Source organism: Nitrospirillum pindoramense, assembly GCF_007827955.1.
GTDB lineage: Bacteria > Pseudomonadota > Alphaproteobacteria > Azospirillales > Azospirillaceae > Nitrospirillum > Nitrospirillum amazonense_B.
Window position 1 is genome coordinate 505,890 of sequence record NZ_VITR01000001.1, and the last position, 25,384, is coordinate 531,273.

Consider the following 25,384-nt stretch of genomic DNA (forward strand, 5'->3'; position numbering starts at 1 on the left):
CTTGGCGGGGGTCAGAACTCGACATGCACGCGCAGGCCGTATTCCCGGGGCGCGCCATAGAACTCGTTGTTGCCGAACTGGCCGCTGACATATTTCCGGTCCGTCAGATTGGTGGCATAGGCCTCCACCGTCCAGTCGCCGGTGCGCAGCGTCACCAGGGCCGACAGCAGGGTGCGGCCGGCCAGATAGTCGGTCACGCGGGAATAGAGGATGTCGGTGTAGCTGGGGCCCACATAGGCGAGGTTCAGGCGCGGCGTCAGCGTCATGCCGCGCGGCAGGTCGAAGGTGTAGTCGACGCCGGCGTTGCCGGTCCATTTGGGCGAGAACAGGTTGGGCCCGCCGCCGCCGGCGCGCAGGTAGGATGTGTAGTCGAAGCAGGTGGGGGGATTGCTGGCGGTGCCGGCCGGGCATTGCGGCCCCAGGGTGCCCGAGGGCAGCAGGCGCAGGTCCACCACGGTGACGGACCCCAACTGGCTGTCGACATAGGCGAATCCGGCATCGGCGCCAAAGCCGCCGTACTTGGCCTGCACCTGGCCCTCGATACCCTTGATGGTGGCGTTGGACAGGTTGGTCACGCCGTTCTGGCCGTTGGTAAGGTCGATGCGGCCGAACTGGAACCCCTTGTAATCATTGTAGAAGGCGCCCAGCTGGGTGCGCAGGTGGCCGTCCAGCAGGGTGGACTTCCAGCCGATCTCATAATCCCACACCGTCTCCGGGCTGAATTGGGAGGTGGAGGAGTTGTAGCCGCCCGGTTTGTAGCCGCGCGCGGCGAAGGCGTAGATCAGGGTGTCGGCATCCGGCTTCCAGTTCAGTGCCACCTTGCCCGTGGGCATGCTGTCATCGTGCCGGCCGGCGGTGTCGGCCACCTTCAGGCCGTTGGCCGGGAATCCCGGAATGCCCCGGCCGATGTAGACGCCGCCGTCGCCGGTGACATGGAACCAGCTTTCCCGGGCACCCACCTGCAATTCCAGGTCCGGCGTGATCTTGTAGCCGCCCTGGGCGAACACGCCGGTGGTCAGCTTGTTGTTCTTGGTCCCGATGTTGGTGGGGAATCCGGCATCCTGGTTCAGGATGTCCACGTCGATCTTGTTGCGCTGGTAATAGCCGCCGACGATCCAGTTGAAGGGGCCATCGGTGGGGGAGAGGATGTTCACCTCCTCCGTCCATTCCCGTTCGCGCACGTACTGCTGTTCGGTCTGGGTCGCGGCCTCGGTGGCGTCGCTGTCGTACAGGTTGTTGATGCGCTTGTTCTGGAAGCCGCTCAATGACCGCACGGTGATGCCATCCTCGAACTCATAGCGCAGTTCCAGGTTGTTGATGAGGGCCCGCTCCGAATTCATCGTCGGGGCGTTGTAGTCCAGGTTGCGGATGCCGGGAACGGCGTCGTCCGCGTATTGGGTGCCTGGGACGGGGCGGTAGGCGTAGCCGCCCGTGTTCTTGTTGGCCGCCTCCACCTTCAGCAGCGCCTGGAAGGCGCCGGGGCGCCACAGCACGCCCAGCCGTCCGTCGGTCTCGTTCAGGCCGCCGGGCTGGTTGTGGTAGGGGCCGACATCATCGTAATAGCTGTCGTGCTCGCGATGGTTGGCGGCCACGCGGATCGCCAGCGTGTCGGTCAGGGGGATGTTGATGGCGCCTTGCGTGGCCACGGTGCCGTAGTTGCCATAGGCCAGCTCGCCATATCCCTCGACCCTGTCCAGCTCGGGGCTCTTGCTGGTGATGAACATGGCGCCGCCGGTGGAGTTGGAACCGACCAGCGTGCCCTGGGGGCCGCGCAGCACCTCGACATTGGCGATGTCGTAAAAGCTGTTGGTGGTGACGATGGGGGGCTGGAACAGGCCGTCGACATAGGTGGCGACGCCGTTGGCCACCTGGGGCGAGCCGCTGGCCAGGCCGATGCCGCGGATGTTGACCGACTGGGTCAGGCCCGCGTCCGTCACCGTCAGGGCCGGGGAGGCGAACTGCAGGTCTGACAGGCGGGTCACCGCCTTTTCCGCCAATTGGTCGCCATTGATGGCCGTGGCGGAAATGGCGACGTTCTGCAGGTTCTCCGTCCGGCGCTCGGCCGTCACCACCACCTCCTGCAACGTGTCGGTCGCCGACTGGGCCAGGGCCTGCGACGTCAGGCAAAGCGCGGCGGCCGACCCCAACAGGGCCGCCGACTTCCGGCGCAAAGCGAAATTCACCATCTTGATGCCTCCCGAGGATTTTATTGGGCATTCCCGGTAGGGACGCCTGATCACAGTCTAGGAGGGGAGGTGCGGGCTAAATAGAGCCCACAATGCGCCGGGTGCCCGTCCCCGTGACTTCGGCCTGGACCTGGCGGCAGGTCGCGGCGGTGATATCCTGGCCCTGGCGGGCGGTGGCCGGGTCGCCGGTCAGCACGCCGCGGATGATCATCTGGCCGGCCCGCATCAGGTCCTGTGTCGGGTCGTGGCGCGGCGACACGCGGATGTCACGGGCATAGATGCGGGTCTTATGACCGGCGATGCAGCGGATCAGGGTATGCAGCACCCCGTTGCCCACGATGTCGTAGATGCCCCGCATCATCTCCAGGTACAGCAGCAGGTTGGACGGCCGGCTGGGCGTCTGTTCCATGCCCTGGGCGATCGATTCAAGGGCCCGCATGTGGCCGCCGGCCCCCAGGGTCGCCGCCTGTTCGATAACGACGGTGTTCAGCGCGTCCGTGAAGTCGTCGCACTGCAGACGATCCAGCCGCGCCGCCGCCAGGAAGCCATGGACCATGCGCATGATGCAGGCGGGTGAGGGGACGGACAGCACGACGCCGCCGCCCCGGCCGCGCCGGCTTTCCACCACGCCCAGATCCTCCAGGATGCGCACGGCCTCCACCATCACCGCCAGGCTGGCGTCGTAACGCTGCGCCAGGTCGGGCAGCGACCCCAGGCGATCATGGTCGCGGCACCGCTCGTACCGGACATCGGCGCCGATGCGCCGCGCCACGGCGGTGGCCAGGTTGCGGTGTGGATCGTTGCCGTTGACGGCCTGCCGCGGTTCCTGCCGCGGCCAGTCCGGGCCATGAAGGCGGAAATAGTCGGCCTCGCGGGCCTCCAGGTCCGCCAGCGCCAGGCAGGCCGCTCGCTCGTCCTCGCCCCGCTCCACCGCGGCGCGCAGATCAGGGCGCAAGGGCGTGACCGTCTCGCACAGGCCGCCGGGGAATTGTTCCAGGCTGTCCAGGGCCAGCGCGAAGCAGGGATTGCCCACCAGGCTGCCCAGCGGCAGGCGGCCTGTATCCAGGGGCAGGTCCAGGTGGCGGCGGTTGATGGCCGCGCGGCGCAGGGCCATCGGCTCGATCAGGCGTCGCGCCGCCCAGACCTCCGCCGGGGTGGCGCCGGTCCAGCGCATGTGGCTGGCCAGCGCCCGCGCGGCGTCCGCGCGCTGGGGGTTCTGCACCACCAGGCCGCCCGATGGTCCCCGGCGCATGCGGCAGGCGCCCCGGATTTCCAATATGCGGAAGGCTTGGCGGACCAGGCGCACGCTGACGCCGAAATTGCTCGCCAGCATGCTTTCCGGACCGCAGACGGCGTTGACCGGCCAGTCCTGTTCCACCAGCGCGTCCTCGATGGCGGCGGCGGTGATGGCGCCAAGCCCGCCGTCGTCCTCCATTTCAGTGGCGATCAGGGCATAGTTGGCCGTCTTCATCCAGGCCGCCGTCCGATCCGTGGCGGGGTTGAGCGCCAGGATGGGGCTGGTGGCCGGCTGCGCCGGGCGGGGGTACAGCTGTCCCAATATCGTTCTCCCCGTGCCGATCTCTCGCGGACCGTACTGAATAAACACTGTTATAAAGAATAACTGTTGTCAATCTGCATTCAGCCGGCTTTTGCGCCACCCCCTGCTTGACCCCTGTGGCGCGCGCGGGCGATACCGGGTCGCGGATGCCGGACGAAACAGGGGGGATCATGTCGACGGAAGAACGCCGGGGCGCGTCGCCAACCCGGGTGCTGCTGGCCAGCCTCGTGGGCACGGCGGTGGAATTCTACGACTTCTACATCTACGCCACCGCCGCCTCGCTGGTGTTCGGGCCGCTGTTCTTCCCCGCCGCCTCCCCATCGGCGCAGCTGCTGGCGGCTTATGGCAGCTTCGGCATCGCCTTCCTGGCCCGCCCCTTGGGCTCCATCGTTTTCGGCCATTACGGCGACCGCGTGGGCCGCAAGTCCACGCTGGTGGCGTCGCTGTTGCTGATGGGCGGATCGACGGTGCTGATCGGCGTCCTTCCCACCTATGACAGCATCGGCTGGCTGGCGCCCTTGGCGCTGTGCCTGCTGCGGTTCGGCCAGGGCTTCGGATTAGGGGGCGAATGGGGCGGGGCGGTCCTGCTGGCGGTGGAGAACGCGCCGGCCAGCCACCGGGCCCGTTACGGCATGTTCCCGCAGATCGGCGCGCCGGTGGGCTTCATCGCCGCCAACGGGCTGTTCCTGCTGCTGGGCGCCTTCCTGACCCCGGCGCAGTTCCAGGCCTGGGGCTGGCGGTTGCCCTTCCTGGGCAGTGCCGTGCTGGTACTGCTGGGGCTCTGGGTCCGTTTGAAGCTGACGGAGACGCCGGCCTTCGCCAAGGCGCTGGAGGAGGCGCCGCCGCCCGCCGTGCCCTTGGCCGAGGTGGTGCGCGGCTATCCGCGCCAGACCGTGGGGGGCACCTTCGCCGCCATCGTCTGCTTTGCCCTGTTCTATCTCGCTACCGCCTTCGCGCTGGGCTATGGCACCACCACCTTGGGGTATGGCCGTACCGCCTTCCTGGGTGTGCAACTGGGGGCCATCCTGTTCCTGGGCCTGGGCATCGTCATCGCCGGCTGGTGGGCGGATGTCGCCTCCCCCCGCCGCGTGCTGATGGTCGGTTGCGTCATGACGGTGGTTGTCGGGTTCCTGCTGGCCCCGATGCTGGGCAGCGGGTCGCTGTCCCTCGTCGGCCTGTTCCTCTGCCTCGCCCTGATGGTCATGGGCTTCGTCTATGGCCCCCTGGGGGCCTGGCTGCCCAGCTTGTTCCCGGCGCGGGTGCGTTACACCGGGACCTCCATGACCTTCAACCTGGGCGGCATCCTGGGGGGCGGTGTGGCGCCCGCCTTGGCGCAGTCCCTGGCCCAGTCTGGCGGCCTGCCTTACGTCGGGCTGTACCTGGCGGGCGCCGCCCTGATCAGCCTGGCCGCCCTCTATCCGCTGCGCGGCAAGCTGGTCGTGGTCCTGGCCGGCGGAGCGCCGGGTCCCTGACCCGGCAAGGTCAGGGCGCGCCCAGCAGCCCTGGGTTCAGGGAATAGCCACCGACCATGCTGGCCCGTCCCAGCACGTGCCCCGCCATGGCCAACAGGGTGGACGTGCCGTTGATCGGGCCCACGACGGGCAGGCGGGACACGTCCAGCGCGTGAATGGTGAAGATGTAGCGGTGGAAAATACTGTCGTTCCAGGGCGGGCAGGGGCCATCATAGCCGTAGTAGTCGCCCGTTCGCGCCCGGTCCTCCAGGAACAGGATGGTGAAATCGTTCATGCCGTGGCGCGCGCCGTCCGGCGCCAGCGGCCCCGCCTTACCCCGGTTGGTGATGCCGACGCTATGGCGCCCCTCCTTGATTTCCCGGACGCGGGGCGCCAGGTCGATCAGAATCCAATGGTAGAAGGGCACGCGCGGCAACTCGGGTGACAGCGTCCTGCCCTCGCGGTTGGCGTCGGCCCAGTGGTGAGGGGCGTCGGGACTGTGCATGGTGAGCACGAAGGATCGTGTTCCCACCGGCGGGTCGCTCCATGCCACATGGGGATTGCGGTTCGGGCCAGGCCGAACCCGGCCGATGGCGGACGGCACTGCGAAGGCGCAGGCATCTGGCAGGCGTCCGCCGTCACGAAAGCTGTTGCTGGTGATCTGCATAGGGTTCCTTCTTACCCCGGCACTATGGCGCGACAGCCCGCGTGAAACTCAAGTCATTTTCAATTTCTGCGTCAATTGGGCCAGCCATGCGCAATGGTCACGGCCGAGACCCCCACCATCGGGCCGTCCACCGGTGTCATGCGGCATGTTCCGGCGGCGACATGGTGACCTCGCCGGGGGCGATGGGCCGGTGACGTTCCGTAAACGGCGTGCGACTCAGGCCGAGGGTGATCTCAATTCGCATTCCGGGCCATCCTGCCCAGTGAGGTGTCCGCCCCGCAGTAACGGGCGCGATATCGCTGCGGCGGCGATAGGCGAAAACAACACCTATTTTTAAATTCCGCAGTCTCGTTGGTGTATTGCCTCTTGAACGATTGCCCGTTACGGCGTGGTACGCCAGCATCACTTTGTCGCACTTGCGACGGACGGCAGGTACAGCCGTGGCCCGACGCCGGTCGCGTCACCACCGGCGGCATTTTGGGCGCCAGAGTAATGGAAGGCTTCCCCGGACACAGGAACGTGTGCGGGACGTGTATGGAAGGGATGTGGGATCTTGAGGGGCGCGGCATGACCGATACGGTTGGTTCAAGCTCCGAACGGCTGCTCACGTTCGGGCCCTTCCGCCTCATGCCGGACCGCAAGCTTCTGCTGGCTGGCGAAGCTCCCGTGCGTCTGGGCGGCAAGGCCCTGGACATCCTGATCCTCCTGGCGGACCGCGCGGGCGAGGTGGTGGCCAAGGACGACCTCGTCGCCAGTGTCTGGCCCGACAGCCTGGTCGACGACGCCAATCTTCGGGTTCATGTCGCGGCCCTGCGCAAGGCCCTGGGGGAGGGGCGCGACGGCGCCCGCTACATCACCAACGTGCCGGGGCGGGGGTACTGCTTCGTCGCCCCCGTGGTCCAGGTGGAAACGGCGGTGATGCCGCCGCCGCAGACCTCGCCCGGCCCCGGCGCGGGCGGTCACACCCCGCCGGTCCGGTTGACCCGCGTGCTGGGTCGCGAATCCCTCATCCAGACCCTGTCCCAACAGCTGCCAGCCCGCCGCTTCGTCACGCTGGTCGGTCCGGGCGGTATTGGCAAGACGACGGTGGCGCTGGCCCTGGCCGAGGCTATCGGGGCCCGCTATGCCGATGGGGTGCGGTTTGTGGACTTCGCCCCCGTCACCGATGCCGCGCTGGGGGACGCCACCCTGGCGGCCAGTGTCCTGGCGGGGGCTTTGGGGGTTGCGGTCGAGTCCATCGCCGATCTGGGCGGCATCCTTCAGGACCGGAAGATGCTGCTGATCCTGGATAATTGCGAGCATGTTGTGGGCACGGCGGCGGTGTTGGCCGAGGCGGTGCTGCGCGGCGCCCCGGGTGTCCACATCCTTGCCACCAGCCGCGAGCCGCTGCTGGCGGAAGGTGAATGGGTCCAGCGCCTGGCCTCGCTGGAAACCCCGCCGGTGACGGCGGCGGTGGACGCGGCCCAGGCCTTGACCTATTCCGCTGTCGCCCTGTTCGTGGAGCGCGCCGCGGCCTCTGACGGCACCTTCACCTTCGGCGATGCCGAGGTGCCGCTGGTGATCGAGATTTGCCGGGGCCTGGATGGCATCCCCCTGGCCATCGAGCTGGCGGCCGCCCGCCTGGACCTGTTCGGGCTGCGGGGCCTGGCCGAGCGCCTGCACGACCGGTTCGCGCTGCTGGTGCGGGGCCGGCGCACCGCGCTGCCCCGGCATCAGACCCTGCGCGCCACACTGGACTGGAGCTATGAGTTGCTGCCGCCGGTGGAACGGTCGGTCCTGCACCGCCTGGCGGTATTCGCGGGGGGGTTCAGCATGGAATCCGCCGTCATCGTGGCGGGCGACGCCCTGTCGACCCGCACGGACATACTGGTGGCGCTGTCGAACCTGGTCGCCAAATCGTTGCTGGTCGCCGACGTGGGCGGTAACGGCCCCCAGTACAGGCTGCTGGAGATGACCCGGGCTTATGCCATGGAGAAGCTGTCTTCCAGTGGCGAGCTTCCCCGGGTGCTGCGGCGCCATGCGGAGTGCCACCGCGACCTGCTGGTGCGGGCGGAGCAGGAATGGGACCAGCGTCCCACGGCGGAATGGCTGGACGTGTATGGCCGCCAGATCGACAACCTGCGTGCCGCCCTGATCTGGGCCTTCGGGCCGGAGGGCGACACGTGCCTGGGCATCGCCCTGACGGCCGCGGCCGTGCCGCTTTGGATGCAATTGTCCCTGATGAACGAATGCCGCGAGGCGGTGCGGCGGGCGTTGGAAATGGTGCCGCCGCCGCCGGCCGACGCGCCGCCGGGCCCGGAGGCTGAAGCGGCCATGCGGCTATTGTCGGCCCTGGGGCTGTCGCTGATCTACACGAAAGGGCCGGCACCGGAGATACGGGCGGCCCTGGGCCAGGCGCTGACGCTGGCGCGGCGGCTGGATGCCGTCGATTACCAGTTGCGGGTCTTGTGGGGGCTGTATGTGGAGACCTTCAACGAGGGACATTACGCCCAGGCGCTGGAGATTTCGGACCGCTTCCGGGCCGTGGCGGTCCGTTCCGCCGATCCCGTCGACCTCATGGCGGCCGACCGCATGCGCGGCTTCGCGCTTCATCTGATCGGCGATCATGCCGCCGGCCGTCGCTATATCGAGGATGGGCTGCGCCGCTATGTCCGGCCCGCCCATCGCGGCCACCTGGTCCGCTATCAGTACGACCAGCGGGTGGCCGCCTGCGTGCCCCTGTCGGTCATCCTGTGGATCCAGGGTTATCCGGACAAGGCCGCGGCCATGGTGGCCATGGCGGTGGAGGAGGCGCAGCGCATCGACCATGCCCTGACATTGGGCTATGTCCTGTCCACCGCCGCATGCCAGGTGTCCTTCCTGGTGGGCGACCTGGCCGCGGTGGAGCGCCATGTCAGCCTGCTGCAGGACCAAAGTACCCGGCACGGTCTGGGACCTTGGGCGGTGTTGGCACGCTATTTCAGGCACCGCCTGCAGGTGGTTCGCGGCGACACGGCGTCGGGCCTTGCCGGCATGGGGGCCGCGCTGGCGGAGCTGGAGGCTCTCAATTTCCGCCTGCGCCTTATCGGCTATCAGGGTGAATGGGCTGAGGCCTTGGGCCAGGCTGGGCTGGGACGCCAAGGTCTTGTGGCCGTGGACCGGGCCCTGGACCGATCGGAAACGCAAGGCATCCGCTGGGTCATGCCGGAGTTGCTGCGCATCAAGGGCGAACTGCTGCTGCGCGAGGACGGCCCTGATGGCCCGCAGGCCGCCGCCCATGCGGCCGAAGCCCATTTCCAGGATGCGCTCTCCTGGGCCCAACGCCAGGGGTCCCTGTCCTGGGAATTGCGCGCGGCCCTCAGCCTGGGCCGGCTGTGGCGCGGCCAGGGGCGGCCGGCCGACGCCCACGCGCTGTTGACGGAAGTGCAGGGGCGCTTCACAGAAGGTTTCCAGACCGCCGACCTGATTGCCGCCCGTGACCTGGTGGCATCCCTAAGTCAGGACATGGTTGGCCAGGACATGGCCTGTCCAGGGGCTGGTGGAGCATCGGATGGGGCGGCCCCGGCGCGGCCCGCCCCATGCGTCCTGCCGGCGGACGTCCACCCGTCCGGCCTTAGTGATCCATGGGATGGAGAGGTGGTGCCCTTTCCCGGCATCGCCTGCTGAGGGGCCCATCCCGGCAAAAGAAAACAGACCGGACGGATTGCCTTTTTCCGCTTGCCAGGGTATTGCGGATCCCCGCCACCCTGGGTGCCCGGGGTTGGAACATCCGTTCAGCCTCAAGAGCGATCCCATGGATAACGCCACCCGTTCAGAACGCACCCGCGCCGCTGTGATCCAGGCGGCCCTGACCGTTATTGCGCGTGATGGCGCGGGGAAACTGACCCTGGATGCCATCGCCCGGGAAAGCGGTATCAGCAAGGGCGGGGTGATGCACCAGTTCCGCACCAAGCAGGCGGTGCTGGAGGCCCTGCTGGACCACCAGGTCGCCCATTCGGACCAGAGGACCCAGGCCCACCTGACCAAGATCGACCCGGCCAGCGGCGAGGCCAATCTGCAGGCGCAGATCGCTGTGCTGCGCGAGGTGTCGACGGACCCGACCTCCGTCGCCTACGCGCTGGTCGGCGCCATGGCGGAAGACCCCCATTTGCTGTCCATCATCAGGGCGGCGGGTGAGCCCAAGTTGCAGGCCCTGAAGGATGAGGCCCAGGACGGGAACATGCGGGACATGGCCCTGCTGCGCTGGGTGGCGGCGCGCGGCTTGGCCATCCCCGCCCTGATGGGGATGTGTCCGTTGACGCAAGGGGAACGCGACCGCCTGTTCGATCTGCTGCAGGACGGCGCGCGCTGGAAGGGGTGTAAGGCCGCCGGCTGACAGGGGCTTCCCGCCGGGCGGCAGGCGCACCTATAAAAACCGACTAGACGGATTGTTTGTGGGTCGCTAGGGTGGCGTCCGCGGGATGATGGCGGCCGCCGGCATCATCCCGGGCTGGGCCGCAGGCCCGCCCGTGGCCTTGACCTGTGGAGACATGAATGTCCGACCTGTTGATCCGGCGGCTGTTGCCGCCGCTGATGGCGTGCGCCCTTTTGGCCGGTTGCGGCGGCATAGAGCCGGCGCCTTACCGCGATATCGCCTCGGCCCGCTATCTGCGGCCCGATCCGGCCGATGAAACCGGCCGCTTCCCCTATCGCTATGCGACACCCGTCGATTGGCGGACCTACACCAGGGTCATCATCGACCCGGTGGCGATCTATTACGGCATCGACAGCCAGTTCGGGGACATGGATGAAAAGGACAAGGTGGAGTTGGCCGACTATATGCAAGCCCAATTCCGGGAGCGGCTGGCCACCCGGTTTCAAATCACCGGGACCCCGGCGCCCGGCACCTTGCGCATCCATCTGACCCTGACCGGCGCCACAACGACGCCCGCCGTCATCGGCCCCATCAGCCATTTCGATCTGGCCGGCGGGCTGTACAACGGGGTCCAGGCCATCCGGGGACGCGAGGGCATGATCAGCGGCGCCGTCGTCTACGCCGTTGAAATCCACGATGCCGCCAGCGGCAAGTTGCTGTCCGCCTACATCACCAAGCAATATCCCGGGGCCATGAACATCGGCGCCAGCTTTGGGTCGCTGGGGGCGGCGAAGACCGGCATCGACAAGGGGGCGGACGCCCTGGTGGACCAGCTGAGGCCGGAGGCCTGACTGGACAACGGGGGCTACTGCGACGGCCGGGGGAGGCCACGGCCCGGGGTCACGCCCCGTAACCGCCGTCTATGGTCAAGACCGTGCCTGTGATGAAGGAGGCGTCGGGACTGGCCAGGAAGACGATGCCCGCGGCCACTTCCTCCGGCCGGCCATAGCGGCCGAAGGCGTTTTCCGCCGTCTGCACGGTGGCGAAGGGGCCCATGGCGGGGTTGAGGTCGGTGTCGATGGACCCGGGCTGCACCACGTTCACGGTGATGCCGCGCCGCGCCAGGTCACGGGCGGCCCCTTTGCAATAGCCGGCCACCGCCGCCTTGGCGGCGGTGTAGTCGGCCAGGCTGGGGAAACCCACCCGGGACGCCACGCTGGCGCCCACGGTGATGATGCGGCCGTCGTCCGCCAATACCCGTGAGGCGGCACGGATGGCGGCGACCACCCCGGTCAGGTTCACGGCGTATTGCCGGGTCAGCGCCTCGATATCGCAATCGGGGTCGTCCACGTCGCCGGTGGCGAACATGCCGGCGTTGTTCACCAGGATGTCCAGGCGGCCGAACTGGGCGGCCACCATGCGAACCAGCCCGTCGACCTGCTGTGGGTCGGCCTGATCGGCCTTGAAAGCGGCGGCGCGGCCACCCCGGGACTGCACGTCCCGCACCACGGTGTCGGCCAGCGTCGAGGAGGTCAGGTAACTGATCGCGACGTCCGCCCCCTGGCCGGCCAAGGCCCGCGCGGTGGCGGCCCCGATGCCCCGCGACCCACCGGTGACCAGGGCCACTTTGCCCGCCAATTTCTTTGTCATGACTATCGTTTCCGGGAAGAACCGAGGCGCAGGGTGCCGCCGTTCCCGAACCCCCGCTTGTACATTTCACCCTCGATTTTAAATTGCGTGCGGTATCGCACCCGCCAATGGCTGGTTTTTGCGCCGGACCGGGCGCTAAGGTGGGGCCGGAATGTTGGAATGCGACGGGGGCGGGGATGCGCGTGGCGATGATTGGCCTGGGGGATATCGCCCGTAAGGCCTACTTGCCGGTGTTGGGCACGCGGGGGGACCTGACACTGTCCCTGATGTCGCGGGACTCGGACAAGGTCCGGGCCATCGCCGCCGACTGGCGCGTCGCCCATGCCCATACCAACCTGGACGACCTGCTGCGCGATGGTCTTGACGCCGCGTTCGTCCATGCCGCGACCGCCGCGCATGAGGAACTGGTCACCCGTTTGCTGACGGCCGGCATCCCCACCTATGTCGACAAGCCCTTGGCCGATACGGCCGACGCGGCGGAGCGGCTGGTGAACCTGGCGGAGGCGCGGGCCGTCAGCCTGATGGTCGGCTTCAATCGCCGCCACGCCCCGGCCTATGCCGCCCTGGCGGCGGCGCCGCGCGACCTGGTGCTGATGCAAAAGCACCGGGTGGATCTGGCCGACACCCCGCGGACCGTGGTGTTCGACGATTTCATCCATGTGGTGGATACGCTGCGCTTCCTCCTGCCGGTGCCGGCGCGCGACCTGCGGGTGGACGCCCGGGTGGTGGACGGGCTGCTGCACCATGTGGTGCTGACCCTGGTTGGCGGTGGGGGGGCGAGCGGCGACGGCGCCAGCGCCTGCACCGCCATCGGCACCATGAACCGCGTCGCCGGCGTGAATGAGGAGGTGCTGGAGGTTTCGGGCATGGACCACCATGGCCAGGCCCTGCGCCATCGCGTCGTCGACATGGCGGACATCCACATCGCCGAGGCCGGCACCCATATCAGCACCCGCCGGGGCGATTGGACGCCGGTGTCCGACCAGCGCGGCATCCATCAGGCGGTGGAGCATTTCCTGGCGGCGCTGCGCGCCGGCCGCACCCTGAGCGCCCGCGACGCGCTGGAAACCCATCGCCTGTGCGAGACGGTGGTGCGCCACATTCAGGCGGCGGCCTGAGTCCTCACCGTCAAGCGCAGGAAGCTGGCGATGCTGGCCGCCCCGGCGGCGAAGGCGCCCAGCCACAGCGCCAGGATGGCGCCATAGGTCAGGTCGTGGTTGGCCAGCAGGCCGAAACAGGCGGCGGTCAGGGCGGCGCCGGTCGACTGGCCCATCAACCGCGCGGTGGCGACGATGCCGCTGGCCCCGCCGCTGCGGTGCAGGGGGGCGCTGCTCATCAGGGCCTTTAGATTGGGCGACTGGAAAAAGCCGAAGCCGGCGCCGCAGACGCCCAGCCGCCAGGCGATGTCCAGGCTGGACGGATTGGCCGGCATCGTCGCGGTGAGCACCATGCCCAGGCAGAGGATGGCGAGGCCCAGGCCGCCCAGGATGCCGGCGGGATAGCGGTCGGACAGCTTGCCGGCGATGGGCGCCATCACCGCCACCACCACCGACCAGGGCGTGATCAGCAGGCCGGTTTCCACCGCCGACCGGCCCATGACCGATTGGAACAGGAAGGGCAGGGCGACGAAGGCCAGCCCCTGGGCGACGAAGGTGCAGACCGACGTCAGCGCGGACAGGGCGAAGACCCGGTTACGGAACAGGTCCACGGCCAGCATGGGTGCTGGATGCCCCCGCTGGCGCCGTAGCAGCAGGATGCCACACAGGGCAGCCCCCGCCGCCTCGGCCGCCACCCGGGGCCAGGCGGCCGCGTGCGCCACCTCCCCCATGGCCAGCACCAGCAGGGAGAACAGGCCCGCCGTCAGCACGGCGGCGATCCAGTCGAAGCGGTGGCCCAGTGGGGGAATGGTGGGCAGGGTCACGATGCCCAGGCCCAAGGCCAGCAGGCAGAAGGGCACGTTGACCAGGAACAGCCAATGCCATGTCGCCACCGACAGGATGGTCGAGGTGACGGTGGGCCCGATGGCGAAGGAGATGGCGACCGCCAGGGCATTGCGTCCGAAGCCCCGGCCCATGATGCGGCTGGGGTAGATGTGCCGGATCAGGGCGATGTTGACGCTCATCAACGCGGCGGCGCCCAGGCCCTGAACCACGCGCGCCAATTCCAGCAGCGTCAGGGACGGGGCCAGGCCGCAGGCCAGCGACGACACGGCGAACAGCATCAGGCCCGCCAGATAGACCCGCTTCTGTCCCAGCAGGTCGCCCAGCGAGGCCAGCGGCAGCACGGCGGCAGCCACCGCGAGTTGATAGGCATTCACAACCCACACCGAATCGGCGGCGGTGGTCTTGAGGTCCGCGGCGATGGTGGGCAGGGCGGTGTTGGCGATGGCGGTGTCCAGCGTCGCCATGCCGACGGCCGTGAGGATGGCGGCCATGGCCCAGAACCGGGGCCTGTCGGGCAACCCATCGGCGGGGGCTGCTGGTGGGGCGTCCATCACGTCTGCGGTCATCGGCCTATCCCTGCCGGGGTGCCCTGCCTGGCACTTCCCTTGATCATTTTGGGATAGTCGAAGTTGGTCCCGCACAGGCACGACGAAAGCGCTGGCGTGCCATGCCAGCGCTTTCGGCACAAGCGTATGGGATCAGATCGGGTAGGGGGATTCGGCGCCGGCCAGCATCACCTCCACCGCGGCCACGGCGGCCACGGCATGGCCCACCAGGCGGGGCTGGATCTGGGTGGGGAAGACCTCGGGCCCAATGATGCCGACCCCGATGGGCTTCATGAACTCCAGCTGCATGGTAACCAGGGCGTCGCTGACCGACTGGCCCATGACGCGGCCGTGCGCGGTTTCGCCATGCTCGATAATGCCCAGCACCACCACCGCGTCGACATCATCGCGCAGCAGCAGGCGCTTGGTGGCCAGCGGCTTTTCGTAAGATCCCGGCACGCGCACCACCGCGCGCAGGTCCATGCCGCGTTCCTTGATGGCGCCGGCGGCGGCGGCCAGCATCGTCTCGCATTCGTTCTTGTGGAAGGAGCCGACGACGATGGCGACTCCGCTTTTCTTGGACACGGGAAGGATACTCCTGAGATGGGGCCCGGGTGGGGGCGCTGAGGGCGTCCCCTTGGCTGCCGCCGCAGTATGGCGAAAAGCGGTGGCGGCGGGAAGACGGGCGGGCTTACGCGCCGGCCGGCCGGCGGAACACCACCACCTTCGTGGTCATCAGCTGCACCACCTCGTCCCGCTGGTTGCGGGTTTCGGTGCGGATGGTGACCATCCCCCGGTCCGGGCGGGAACGGGAGGGCCGCACCTCCAGGATTTCGCAATGGGCCTGCAGCGTGTCGCCGGGGCGGGTGGGGGTGGGCCAGCTCATCTCGACGCCCGCGCCGATGACGCCGCCGGCGATGGGCAGGCCGTCCACCATCAACCGCATGGTGGTGGCCGCCGTATGCCAGCCGCTGGCCGCCAGCCCGCCAAAGAAGCTGGTGGCGGCGGCCTCCTCATCCAGGTGGAAGGGCTGTGGGTCGAACTGCGCCGCGAACGCCTTGATCGCGTCAGCGTCCAGCGTGCGGGTGCCGGTCACATGGTGTTGGCCCGGTTGCAGGTCGTCCAGGTACAGCTTACCCGGCTGGGACAGGATGGCCGCCGTTTCGGACATGGGTGGTGCGCTCCCCTGGCAGGATATGGCGTGGTTTATCACTTGCATAATGAAAGTAACTGAACCTAGATGGTTTCGTTACTTTCATTATGAAAGCAACATAGGGACGAGCATCATGCAGCACAACAGCTTTGGCGATTCGCAGTGCCCCATCGCGCGCAGCCTGGAGCGCGTGGGGGAATGCTGGAACATCCTCATCCTGCGCGAGGCCTTCCTGGGTGCCCAGCGGTTTGACGAGTTTCACAAGAAATTGGGCATCGCGCCCAATATGCTCAGCCGCCGCCTGCGTGCCATGGTCGAGCACGGCTTGCTGGAAAAGCGGCCCTACAGCACGCGGCCCGTGCGCCATGAATATCTGCTGACCCAGGCAGGGCGGGATTTCCGCCCCGTGTTGTGGGCGCTCATGGCTTGGGGCAACCGGTATTTCGCCCCCGAGGGCCCCGCCGTGCATATCGTGAACAGCGCCACCGGCGTGCCGGCCGATCCCCTGCTCATCGACCGGGCCAGCGGCCAGCCCTTGGCGTTCCCCGCGTTCCGTGTCGTGGCTGGTCCCGCCGCCGACAGCCACACCCTGGCGGTCCACCCCGTCTGGCCGGCCACCACGCCAGCGCCCGCCCCGGTTCCGGGTACCGAGCCGCAGCCCGCCGACACCGATGCCGACCCGCGTGTGCCGGCGCTTGAAGGATGCCCCCATGACCAGCCAGACCTATGAGCCAAAGGACGGCCTTCCAACCAGCGCACCGGTGAAGTCGCGGCGCCTGGGCCGCGCGCTTCTCCTGTCCGCCCTGGGCACGGCTCTGGGCGTCGCTGCTGCGGCCTATGGTTATGACTGGTGGACCAGCGGGCGCTTTATCGAAAGCACGGACGACGCCTATGTCGGCGGCGACGTTACCGTCATCGCGCCCAAGGTCTCCGGCTTCATCGCCCAGGTGGCGGTGACCGACAACCAGGCGGTGCATGCCGGCGACCTGCTGCTGACGCTGGATGACCGCGACTATCGCGCCGCCCTTGCCCGGGCCGTGGCGGCGGTGCAGGCGCAGCAGGCCACACTGGCCAACTTGGAGGCGCAACGCCGCCTGCAACAGGCGGTCATCAACCAGGCCGCCGCCGGCGTGGGGGCCGCCAAGGCCGAGACCGACCGCGCCAAGTACGACCAGGACCGTTACCGCGCGCTGTCGGCCACGGCCGCCGCCTCGATCCAGGCCTTCGAGAAGGCGGATGCCGCCTACAAGCAGGCGGTGGCGAACGGTGAGAAGGCGACGGCGACCCTGCAGGCGGCCGAGCGCCAGATCGACGTCATCGATACCCAGAAGCGCCAGGCGGAGGCCGCGCTGGCCGGCGCCATCGCCGACCGCGACACCGCGCAACTGAACCTCAGCTACACCGAATTGCGCTCCCCCATCGACGGGACGGTGGGCAACCGCAGCGCCCGGCCGGGCGCCTACGCCACCGTGGGCGCCCAGCTGATCGCCATCGTGCCGGCGCGGGGTCTGTGGGTGGACGCCAATTTCAAGGAAAGCCAGATCGCGGGCCTGAAGGCCGGCCAGCCGGTATCGGTGGTGGCGGATGTGCTGCCGGGGCGCGAGTTCCGGGGCCATGTGGCCAGCCTGGCGCCCGCCACGGGCGCGCAGTTCAGCGTGCTGCCGCCGGAGAACGCCACCGGCAACTTCACCAAGATCGTGCAGCGGGTCCCGGTCCGCATCCTGCTGGAGGGCGAAGGCGGCCTGCTGGGCAGCCTGAGGCCGGGCCTGTCGGTCACCGCCGCCATCAACACCAAGGACGGCGCTGGTTCCCGGGGCAAGGCGGTCGCCGCCGCCGGGAAGACGGTGCCGTGACGGCCCTCCCGCAAACAGCCGGCCCGCAGAGGAAGGAGCTTTCCCCCCGGGGCAAGATCGTCGCCTTCGCCATCATGTGCGTGGGCATGTTCATCGCGCTGCTGGACATCCAGATCGTCTCCGCCTCGCTGCGCGACATCGGCGGCGGGCTGTCGGCCGGCACGGATGAGACGGCCTGGGTCCAGACCAGCTACCTGATCGCCGAGATCATCGTCATCCCCCTGTCCGGCTGGCTGGCGCGGGTCATGTCCACCCGCTGGCTGTTCGCCGTCTCCGCCGCCGGTTTCACCCTGACCAGCCTGCTGTGCGGTTGGGCCTGGGACATTCAGAGCATGATCGTCTTCCGGGCGCTGCAAGGCTTCCTGGGCGGCTCCATGATCCCCATGGTCTTCACCTCCGCCTTCGCCTTCTTCGCCGGCCCGCGGGTGGTGGTGGCCGCCGCCACGGTGGGGGCCCTGTCGTCCCTGGCGCCCACCCTGGGCCCGACGGTGGGGGGATGGATCACCGACCATTATTCCTGGCACTGGCTGTTCTTCATCAATCTGGTGCCGGGCCTGTTTGTCACCATCGCCGTGCCGCTGATGGTGCGCATTGATGAGCCCGACTGGTCATTGCTGAAGGGGGCCGATTATCCCGGTATGCTGCTGATGGCCATCTTCCTGGGCTGCCTGGAATACACGCTGGAGGAGGGGCCCCGCTGGGACTGGTTTGATGACGACACCATCCGCCTGACGGCCTGGATCTCGGCCATCGCCGGCGTCGCCTTCATCGCGCGCAGCCTGACCTACGCCCAGCCGGTGGTGGATCTGCGGGCGCTGAAAAGCCGCAACTTCGCCCTGGGCTGCCTGTTCTCCTTCATCACCGGCATCGGCATCTTCGCCACCATCTACCTGACGCCGCTGTTCCTGGGCCGGGTGCGGGGCTTCAGCGCCCTGGACATCGGCCTCACCGTGTTCTCCACCGGCCTGTTCCAGGTCAGCGCCATCCCCCTCTACACCATCCTGGCCAGGCGCGTGGACCTGCGCTGGCTGATGATGGTGGGACTGGCCGGCTTCACCCTCAGCATGTGGAACTTCACCCCCATCACCCATGACTGGGGGTGGCGGGAATTGCTGTTGCCCCAGGCTTTCCGCGGCTTCTCCCAGCAGTTCGCGGTGGCGCCCATCGTCACCCTGACCCTGGGCGGCCTGCCGCCGGCGCGGCTTAAACAGGCGTCGGGCCTGTTCAACCTCATGCGCAACCTGGGGGGCGCCATCGGTATCGCCGTGTGCGGCACCATCCTGAACGACCGCACCAACCTGCATTTCCTGCGCCTGGCCGAACATTTGACGCCCGCCAGCGCGCCCCTGCGCGCCTTGCTGGCCAAGGTGGGGGCGTCCGATGGGGCGAGCCTGGGGGGCGATGTGCTGCGGGGGCAGGGCGCGGCGTTGAACCAGCTTTGGACCCTGGCTTACCGCGAGGCGCAGACCATGGCCTATGCCGACGCCTTCCTGGTCATTCTGGTGTGCTTCATCATCGCCACGCTGCTGGTGCCGGCGATGCGCAAGGTGGCGCCGCCCCGGGGCCCCTCCGCCGACGCGCATTGAGGGCGGAACAACGGGGGCTTGGCCTTTTCTGGTCAGCCGGCCTGGTGACCGGCGTCCATCAGGGCGGGCCGCGACGCTGGTGGCGGTGTCAAGCCCAGCCGTGCGGCGACACCGGCGCCATAGGCGGGGTCGGTGCGCCCGAAATGGGCCAACTGCCGCTGTTGCAGGGCCACCGGCATCCCCCGCATGCTGGCCGCGAGGTCGTCCATGAGGATGGCGCGCTGCGCCGGGCTCAACAGGCGGAACAAGGCGTTCATGCTGGCCATGGTGCGGGCTCCTTCACTCGTCGTGTCGTGCGCGGCTGGGGCCATCGGGTCGTTGGCGGCCGTGGCGGGGGACGTCGCCGCCTGGCCCGGCACGGATTCAACGCGGCCGCAGATGATGCAGAACAGGGCGGGATAGCGGGCCATTCTCGTCATCTCCTTCAGGGCTGGGCGGCACGATGGGCAGCATGACCGACGCGGGCTCACCTGGCTTGTACGGCACGGTGACCTTTTGTCCGTCTGTGTGGCGACATTGGGCCGCGTCGGGGCGCCCTGGAAGATCCGCTTAGAGCGACAGCGTCAGGGCCGGCTGCGCCTGCTGGGCGAAGGCGATCAGCTCGGGCGCCGGCATGGGCCGGGCGTAGACATAGCCCTGGATGTGCCGCACGCCCATCTCGCCCAGGCGGTCGCGCGTCTCCCAGTCCTCCACCCCTTCCGCCACCAGCGACAGCCCCAGATCCTGGGCGATGGCCACGCTGGCCCGCACGATGGCGTCGGCGCGCGGGTCGTCGCGCAGGGTGCGGATGAAACTCTGGTCCAGCTTGATCCCGGTGAAGGGGATACGGTGCAGGACGCTGAGCGAGGCGTAGCCGGTGCCGAAATCGTCCAGGTACACGGCCATGCCCGCCTGGCGCAGCGTGGCCACCGCCCTGTCGACCACATCGAAATGAACAATCGACTGGGTTTCCGTCAGTTCCACCCGGATGGCGCCGTGGGGCACGCCGTGCTGGTCGCACAGCGCGATCAGATGGTCCACCAGGTCGCTGGCCTCCAGATCCTCCACCGACAGGTTGATGGAAATGGGGATGTCCAGGTCATGGTGCGCGCGCCAGGCGGCGGCGGTGCGCACCGCGTGCTCGATGATGCCCTTGGTCAGCAGGCGGATCAGACCGCCCCGTTCCGCCAGCCCGATGAACTGGCCGGGGGACAACAGGGTGCCGTCGGCCTTGATCCAGCGGGCCAGCGCCTCCACCGCCACCACCTTGCCGGTGCCGGCGTCCACCACCGGCTGGAAGTAGGGCTGGATTTCGCCGCGCGCCACGGCCTGGGGCAGGCTGCGCAGCAGGCGCCGCTCCTCCGCCGAGAAGCGGGTGTGGGGGATCAGGGTCCAGATGCGGCGTGCCAGGTGGAAGACCAGGCCGGCGATGGCCAGCAGGGCCAACAGGCTCAGCATCTCTCCCCGAGCCATGCTGAGGCCGGTGGCGGCCGCCACCACGTCGCGCAGCCCATCCCAAGTGAGAACCGCCAGCAGGACCACCAGGACCGCCGCGCTGGTCAACAGGTTGAACACACCACCGTCGCGCCGGGTGGGGAAGAGCGGGGACAAGACCATGGGCGCGCTCGTTCAAGTAGAGGCAATTGTTAAATCTTATCCTGGACGGTGCGCTTCGTCTGTGACAGGCGTCGCTGGTTGCGCCCGACGCACGTATCGCTGCGCCAACCCCGTTCCGGTGTTGGGCTGGCGGCCTTGCGTTCTGTCATCATCCTGAGATGCGCGTCGATTATCGTCCGGCCGTTTTCTTGGCCGACCAACCGTCGGTCAGGGTGCCCAGAAAGGCGATGATGTCTTGAATCTCGCGTGCGTTCAGTGCCGGCGCATCGCCCGGCCGCCGGCCGAACGGCGGTTCCTGGTTGACCGCCTCGGCTACCCCGCCGTGGGCGGCGGCGGCGATGTCGTCAAACTTCATGACGTTGCCGCCGGCGCCGCGCGGATACCATTTGCCCGGATCGCTGTCGCGCTCCGCATAGAATCCCATCACCTGGCGCAGGGTATGGAAGACGCCGTTGTGCATGAACACCTGGCGCAGCGCCACGTTGCGCAGGGTGGGCGTACGGAAGCGGCCGCAATAGTCGGCGACGCCGGTGAAGTCGGTGCGCAGGGGGCCGCACAGGCCCTGGTCGAAATAGGTCGGGTCAGTGTTGGCTGGAATGTCCCGGTTGCGGGGCACCCCCAGGGCGATCAGGCCATAGTCGGTGAAGTGCGGCGGCGTGCCGTCCAGCCCCGGCCGGCTGACATGGCAACTGGCGCAATTGCCCCGGGCCGGATCCTCGAACGCCGCCAGCCCGCGCCTCTCCTCCTCCGTCAGTGTCGCCGTGCCCGCCAGATAGGCGTCGTACTTGCTGGTATAGGGGTGGAACAGCGATCCGTCCTGCTGGAACACGTCCAGCGCGCGCAATGCCAGGTCCACCAAATCCCCGTGCTCACCGCCGGGGGTGACGGCCGCCCGGAGCGGGGCGGCGTAACCCGCCTTTTCCAGGCGCGCGGCCAAGTCGGCGGGGTCGGTGTTTCCCATCTCGAACGGGCTGAACAGGGGCATGCGGGCCTGTTCCCGCTGGCCGTCCACCCGGCCATCCCAGGTGAGGCCGCCGGTGGGGCCGTTGTCGACGCTCTCGTCCCCCTCATCTTCCGAGGTGCGGTAGTGCTGGGCGAAGGGGGGGACGTCCTGCAGGTACATCAGCGACGGCACGGCGCGCAGGCCGGGCGTATGGCCATCGGCGCCGCCCAGGCGCACCGCCGCCCCGTCCGGCGGGCCGAAGGCATGCGCCGGGTCGTGGCAACTGGCGCAGGCGAGGGTGCCGCTCGCCGACAGGCTGGGGTCGAAGAACAGTTGCCGCCCCACCTCCGCCAGGGCCGCCGCCTGCCGCCGCGCCTCCTCCCGGCTCAGGCCCTGCGCCGTGGCCGTGGCGGGCGTCAGGCCCGCCGTGCCGGCCAGCCAAATTGCCGCGCCCAGCCCAAGGGCACGGTGCCAGGGGATGCGTTTTTCCACGCGTCCGTATAAGACCGTCATCAAAAGCGAGACAACGAAGAAGGGGAACATCATGGCAGTGGAAATGGGGGCAGTGGACATGGGTCGGAGCGGTGGCTTGCGTCTGGGTGTGGCCGCTGTGGCCTTGGCCGCCGGGATCATGGCAGGGTTTGGTGACCGGGCGATGGCAGCGGCTCCCGCCGCCGCTTCCACAACCGCCAGCCTTGACGCCGACCTGGCCAAGATCAAGACCGTGGTCGTGATCTACGCGGAAAACCGCGGCTTCGACAACCTGTATGGCACCTTCCCCGGCGCCAACGGCATCGCCAACGCGCCGCAGGACAGTCTGGCCCAGCGCGACCGCGACGGCACGGTGCTCAAGGAACTGCCGCCCATCTGGAAGGGCCTCACCGCCCGCGGCGTGACGCCGGAGGTGACGCAGGCCCAGACGGAGCACCTGCCCAACCAGCCTTTCGCCATCGACGATCCCAAGGGCTTCAACCAGGGGCAGGGCGTCATCACCCGCGACTTGGTGCATCGCTTCTATGAAAACCAGATGCAGATCGACGGCGGCAAGAACGACAAGTTCGTCGCCTATGCCGATTCCGGCGCGCTGGTCATGGGCCACTATGACGGAACCAAGCAGGCGATGTGGAAGCTGGCGCAGCAATACACGCTGGCCGACAACTTCTTCATGGGCGGCTTCGGTGGTTCCTTCTTCAACCACTTCATCCTGATCTGCTCCTGCGCGCCCTACTACCCCAATGCCGACCAGGGGCCGGCCAAGGAATCGATCTCGGTGGTGGAGCCTGACCGCGTCACCCTGACCCAGGCGCCGAACTCGCCCACGTCGGCGCTGCAGGGCCCGCCGAAGTTCGTGAACAGCGGCAATCTGACGCCCGACTTCTATGCCGTGAACACCATGCAGCCGCCCTACCAGCCCAGCGCCAACAAGCCGGCGCCCGGTGCCGATCCGCGGTTCGCCGACCCGGCCAACCCCACCACCCTACCGCCGCAGACCATGCCCAACATCGGCGACCTGCTGAGCCAGAAGAAGATCGGCTGGGCCTGGTACAGCGGCGCCTGGCAGGAGACGCTGGACCACGGCAACGCGGCGCCGGTGCCCAACTTCCAGTACCACCACCAGCCTTTCAACTATTTCGCCGACATGGCCCCGGGCACGGAGGCGCGCAAGGAGCATCTGCGCGATGGTGGGCTGTCGGGCAAGGCCTTCATCAAGGACATCGACGCCGGCAAGCTGCCCGCCGTCACCTTCTACAAGCCCCAGGGCAACCTGACCCAGCACTCGGGCTATGCCGACGTGCAGTCAGGTGACGCCCACATCGCCGACGTGATCGAACACCTGCGCAAGTCGCCGCAGTGGAAGAACATGCTGGTGGTGGTGACCTACGACGAGAACGGCGGTTACTGGGACCACGCGGCCCCGCCCAAGGCCGACCGCTGGGGCCCTGGCACCCGCATCCCGGCCATCATCATCTCGCCCTTCGCCAAGAAGGGCTATGTCGACCACACCTTCTACGACACCACCTCCATCCTGCGCTTCATCACCCGCCGCTTCGACCTGCCCAAGCTGGAAGGCATCAAGCAGCGCGACGCGGCCCTGGCCGCCAATGGCAGCCCGGCCCTGGGCGACCTGACAGGGGCGCTGGACTTCGCCCAGAAGTAAGCGGGCGGGATGGCTCAGGCTTGAGCGGAACGGGCGTCGGCAACGGCGCCCGTTCTCGATTCAGGCCCTCTCCCGCTTCAGAACGCGTACTTCATGGTCAGGCTCAGCACCGGGTACCAGCTGTAGTCCTTCACGTCGTCGCGCAGTTCCTGGCGTTCGGCATCCAGGCGGCTTTGGAAGTCGGGGGTGGTGGTGACGGGCCCGCTGGCGTCGAGGGAGACCCGGGGCGTGCCGTGGTACATGGCGCCCAGGTCGACGCCGAAGCGCCAGTGGTTGGCGACCGCGCCCTCATAGCCCACGCCGACGTAAGGGGCGAAGCGATTGAAGCCGATCTTGCCGTTCAGGCTGCCGACATCGCTGGCGGTGTAGGTCATGCCGTGGATGGTGTAGGTGGCGTTTTGCGGCGTGCCCTTCAGGTCGATCGCGTTCAGGTTCAGGCGCGCGCCTGCGGTCACGCGCCAGCCGCCGCCGAAGGGATGCAGGTCCGCCAGCAGGCCGAAGGATTCCAGCGTGGCGTCGCCGTCATAGCGCACGTCGCGCACCGTGTGGTTGGCGGTGAAGGCGAAGCCGTTGGCGTTCAGGCGCAGGCCGAAATGGTCGTCGAAGCGGGCGCCGACCTCCGCCCCCAAGCCCAAGGTGCTGACCACCGGGCCGGCGCTCAGCCAGGGGCCTTGTTCCGCCGTCTGGGCCCGGGCGGACAAGACGGTGGCCAGCGCCATGACACCCCCCAGGGCGGCAGTCAGGGTGAGGTGGGCATTGCGGCGGATCGGCATCGGTAGGCGCTCCGGTTACCAGGTGGATATCGTCCCGGCTGGGACTGTCATGGTGGGACATCGTCAGGGCCGGGGGGCGGCTTCTTTACTTCAAGGGACGGGCAGCCCGCCACCGTCGTGCTGCGCTTGAAAGGGGGCCGGGCTTGTTCCGGTTCCCGGTGGAACCGGATGACCCTTTTCGGTGGGGCCGCCGCCCGTCCCCGGCATGGCCCGCCTTGACAGACGGGCGCGCGCGTCCTGATCTGGCCCATGCTTTTCACCGCCGACTGGTTGGACACCCGCCCATGCCGCTGCTGCGGACACTGCCGCTGGTCCTGTTGGACGCCGACACCTACGCCCGCCTCTGGTCCCTGCTGGATGAGGGGGAACGGGCGCGGGCCAACCGTTTCATGTTTGAGGCCAACCGGCAGGAATATGTGGCGGCCCACGGCCTGGTGCGCCTCTGGCTGGGCCGTCTGCTGGACCGGCCGCCGGCCGCGCTGGCCTTCGCCCCGATTACCCCCCAGGGCAAGCCGGGCCTGGTGGATGGGCCGCCGGGCCTGGACTTCAACCTGTCGCACACGGAGGGCCTGGTGGCCTGCGCCGTGACGCTGGAGCCGGACTGCCGCGTGGGCGCGGATGTGGAGCCGGGCGGCCGCCACATCGGAGCCGACGTGGCGACGGCCATGTTCGCGGCGGAGGAACTGGCCTGGCTGGACGCCCGCCCCGCCGGCCGCTCGGGACCGGACATGGTGAGCGTGTGGACGCTGAAGGAGGCCTATATCAAGGCGCTGGGTGTGGGGCTGTCGTTGCCGACCGACAGCTTCGCCATACAGCCGGATGGGCCGTGCCTGATCCGCCACGACGGTTCCATGCCGGTGGGCCAGGGCTGCCGGCTGTGGACGCGCGACTTGGCCAGCGGCCACAAGGCGGCGGTGGCCTGGGTGGGCCCTGAAGGCCGGCCTGCCGCCGATCTCGTGATGGAGGAGGGGCTGGCCGACCTGTGGTAG

21 protein-coding genes are annotated in these 25,384 nt (G+C 68.5%); 10 read left to right on the forward strand and 11 right to left on the reverse strand.

The window, feature by feature from the left end; genetic code table 11:
• Positions 1–11: 11 nt before the first annotated feature.
• Positions 12–2,186, reverse strand: coding sequence for a TonB-dependent receptor (locus FBZ90_RS02045; protein ID WP_145729356.1), 2,175 nt, complete (start codon positions 2,184–2,186; stop codon positions 12–14).
• Between the two features lie 76 nt (positions 2,187–2,262).
• Positions 2,263–3,744, reverse strand: coding sequence for a FadR/GntR family transcriptional regulator (locus FBZ90_RS02050; protein ID WP_145729357.1), 1,482 nt, complete (start codon positions 3,742–3,744; stop codon positions 2,263–2,265).
• Between the two features lie 170 nt (positions 3,745–3,914).
• On the opposite strand from FBZ90_RS02050, the gene FBZ90_RS02055 reads away from it, so the two are divergent.
• The gene (locus tag FBZ90_RS02055; RefSeq protein WP_186455558.1) at positions 3,915–5,216 is read left to right on the forward strand and encodes an MFS transporter; all 1,302 of its coding nucleotides are present in this window, start codon (positions 3,915–3,917) and stop codon (positions 5,214–5,216) included.
• A gap of 10 nt (positions 5,217–5,226) precedes the next feature.
• Here the strand turns inward: FBZ90_RS02055 and FBZ90_RS02060 are convergent, their stop codons facing one another.
• Positions 5,227–5,862 (reverse strand): YbhB/YbcL family Raf kinase inhibitor-like protein, encoded by a 636-nt coding sequence (locus FBZ90_RS02060; protein WP_145729359.1) that lies wholly within the window; start codon positions 5,860–5,862, stop codon positions 5,227–5,229.
• A gap of 567 nt (positions 5,863–6,429) precedes the next feature.
• On the opposite strand from FBZ90_RS02060, the gene FBZ90_RS02065 reads away from it, so the two are divergent.
• The 3 genes from FBZ90_RS02065 (at position 6,430) to FBZ90_RS02075 (ending at position 11,046) form a co-directional block, all read left to right on the forward strand.
• A complete protein-coding gene (locus FBZ90_RS02065; protein WP_186455559.1) occupies positions 6,430–9,507 on the forward strand; it encodes an ATP-binding protein in 3,078 nt (1,025 codons plus the stop codon).
• A 127-nt stretch (positions 9,508–9,634) separates the two neighbouring features.
• A complete protein-coding gene (locus FBZ90_RS02070; RefSeq protein ID WP_145729361.1) occupies positions 9,635–10,216 on the forward strand; it encodes a TetR/AcrR family transcriptional regulator in 582 nt (193 codons plus the stop codon).
• Between the two features lie 158 nt (positions 10,217–10,374).
• A complete protein-coding gene (locus FBZ90_RS02075; protein WP_145729362.1) occupies positions 10,375–11,046 on the forward strand; it encodes a DUF3313 domain-containing protein in 672 nt (223 codons plus the stop codon).
• 49 nt (positions 11,047–11,095) lie between these two features.
• On the opposite strand, the gene FBZ90_RS02080 is transcribed toward FBZ90_RS02075, so the two are convergent.
• The gene (locus tag FBZ90_RS02080; RefSeq protein ID WP_145729363.1) at positions 11,096–11,845 is read right to left on the reverse strand and encodes an SDR family NAD(P)-dependent oxidoreductase; all 750 of its coding nucleotides are present in this window, start codon (positions 11,843–11,845) and stop codon (positions 11,096–11,098) included.
• A gap of 176 nt (positions 11,846–12,021) precedes the next feature.
• Between FBZ90_RS02080 and FBZ90_RS02085 the strand changes: the two genes are divergently transcribed.
• Positions 12,022–12,963, forward strand: coding sequence for a Gfo/Idh/MocA family oxidoreductase (locus FBZ90_RS02085; protein ID WP_145729364.1), 942 nt, complete (start codon positions 12,022–12,024; stop codon positions 12,961–12,963).
• Here the strand turns inward: FBZ90_RS02085 and FBZ90_RS02090 are convergent.
• The 3 genes from FBZ90_RS02090 to FBZ90_RS02100 form a co-directional block, all read right to left on the reverse strand.
• Positions 12,948–14,354, reverse strand: coding sequence for an MFS transporter (locus FBZ90_RS02090; RefSeq protein WP_246130096.1), 1,407 nt, complete (start codon positions 14,352–14,354; stop codon positions 12,948–12,950). The genes FBZ90_RS02085 and FBZ90_RS02090 overlap by 16 nt on opposite strands.
• Before the next feature lie 132 nt (positions 14,355–14,486).
• Positions 14,487–14,918 (reverse strand): 6,7-dimethyl-8-ribityllumazine synthase, encoded by a 432-nt coding sequence (locus tag FBZ90_RS02095; protein WP_246130097.1) that lies wholly within the window; start codon positions 14,916–14,918, stop codon positions 14,487–14,489.
• A gap of 106 nt (positions 14,919–15,024) precedes the next feature.
• Positions 15,025–15,504 carry a MaoC family dehydratase gene (locus FBZ90_RS02100; RefSeq protein ID WP_145729365.1) on the reverse strand — a complete coding sequence of 160 codons (480 nt, stop codon included), beginning with the start codon at positions 15,502–15,504 and terminating at the stop codon, positions 15,025–15,027.
• Between the two features lie 115 nt (positions 15,505–15,619).
• Between FBZ90_RS02100 and FBZ90_RS02105 the strand changes: the two genes are divergently transcribed.
• The 3 genes from FBZ90_RS02105 to FBZ90_RS02115 are packed head-to-tail and all read left to right on the forward strand — an operon-like array spanning position 15,620 to position 18,925.
• A complete protein-coding gene (locus FBZ90_RS02105; RefSeq protein WP_145729366.1) occupies positions 15,620–16,216 on the forward strand; it encodes a winged helix-turn-helix transcriptional regulator in 597 nt (198 codons plus the stop codon).
• The gene (locus tag FBZ90_RS02110) at positions 16,197–17,339 is read left to right on the forward strand and encodes an HlyD family secretion protein (RefSeq protein ID WP_145729367.1); all 1,143 of its coding nucleotides are present in this window, start codon (positions 16,197–16,199) and stop codon (positions 17,337–17,339) included. Before FBZ90_RS02105 ends, FBZ90_RS02110 begins: the two co-directional genes overlap by 20 nt.
• Positions 17,336–18,925, forward strand: coding sequence for a DHA2 family efflux MFS transporter permease subunit (locus tag FBZ90_RS02115; RefSeq protein ID WP_145729368.1), 1,590 nt, complete (start codon positions 17,336–17,338; stop codon positions 18,923–18,925). Before FBZ90_RS02110 ends, FBZ90_RS02115 begins: the two co-directional genes overlap by 4 nt.
• 32 nt (positions 18,926–18,957) lie before the next feature.
• Here FBZ90_RS02115 and FBZ90_RS02120 read toward each other — a convergent pair whose 3' ends face one another.
• The 3 genes from FBZ90_RS02120 to FBZ90_RS02130 all read right to left on the reverse strand — a co-directional run bounded on the left by FBZ90_RS02120 (position 18,958) and on the right by FBZ90_RS02130 (position 21,956).
• Positions 18,958–19,335 (reverse strand): catalase-related domain-containing protein, encoded by a 378-nt coding sequence (locus tag FBZ90_RS02120; RefSeq protein ID WP_186455560.1) that lies wholly within the window; start codon positions 19,333–19,335, stop codon positions 18,958–18,960.
• 139 nt (positions 19,336–19,474) lie between these two features.
• Entirely contained in the window at positions 19,475–20,521 is a 1,047-nt protein-coding gene (locus FBZ90_RS02125; protein ID WP_145729370.1) for an EAL domain-containing protein, read from the reverse strand.
• 169 nt (positions 20,522–20,690) lie between these two features.
• A complete protein-coding gene (locus FBZ90_RS02130) occupies positions 20,691–21,956 on the reverse strand; it encodes a cytochrome-c peroxidase (protein ID WP_246130098.1) in 1,266 nt (421 codons plus the stop codon).
• 163 nt (positions 21,957–22,119) lie between these two features.
• On the opposite strand from FBZ90_RS02130, the gene FBZ90_RS02135 reads away from it, so the two are divergent.
• Positions 22,120–23,622, forward strand: coding sequence for an acid phosphatase (locus tag FBZ90_RS02135; protein ID WP_211101883.1), 1,503 nt, complete (start codon positions 22,120–22,122; stop codon positions 23,620–23,622).
• A gap of 77 nt (positions 23,623–23,699) precedes the next feature.
• On the opposite strand, the gene FBZ90_RS02140 is transcribed toward FBZ90_RS02135, so the two are convergent.
• Positions 23,700–24,395 carry a hypothetical protein gene (locus tag FBZ90_RS02140; RefSeq protein ID WP_145729373.1) on the reverse strand — a complete coding sequence of 232 codons (696 nt, stop codon included), beginning with the start codon at positions 24,393–24,395 and terminating at the stop codon, positions 23,700–23,702.
• Between the two features lie 284 nt (positions 24,396–24,679).
• Here FBZ90_RS02140 and FBZ90_RS02145 point away from each other — a divergent pair, with 284 nt between their 5' ends.
• Complete coding sequence (locus FBZ90_RS02145) at positions 24,680–25,384, forward strand: 4'-phosphopantetheinyl transferase family protein (RefSeq protein WP_145729374.1); 705 nt, start codon at positions 24,680–24,682, stop codon at positions 25,382–25,384.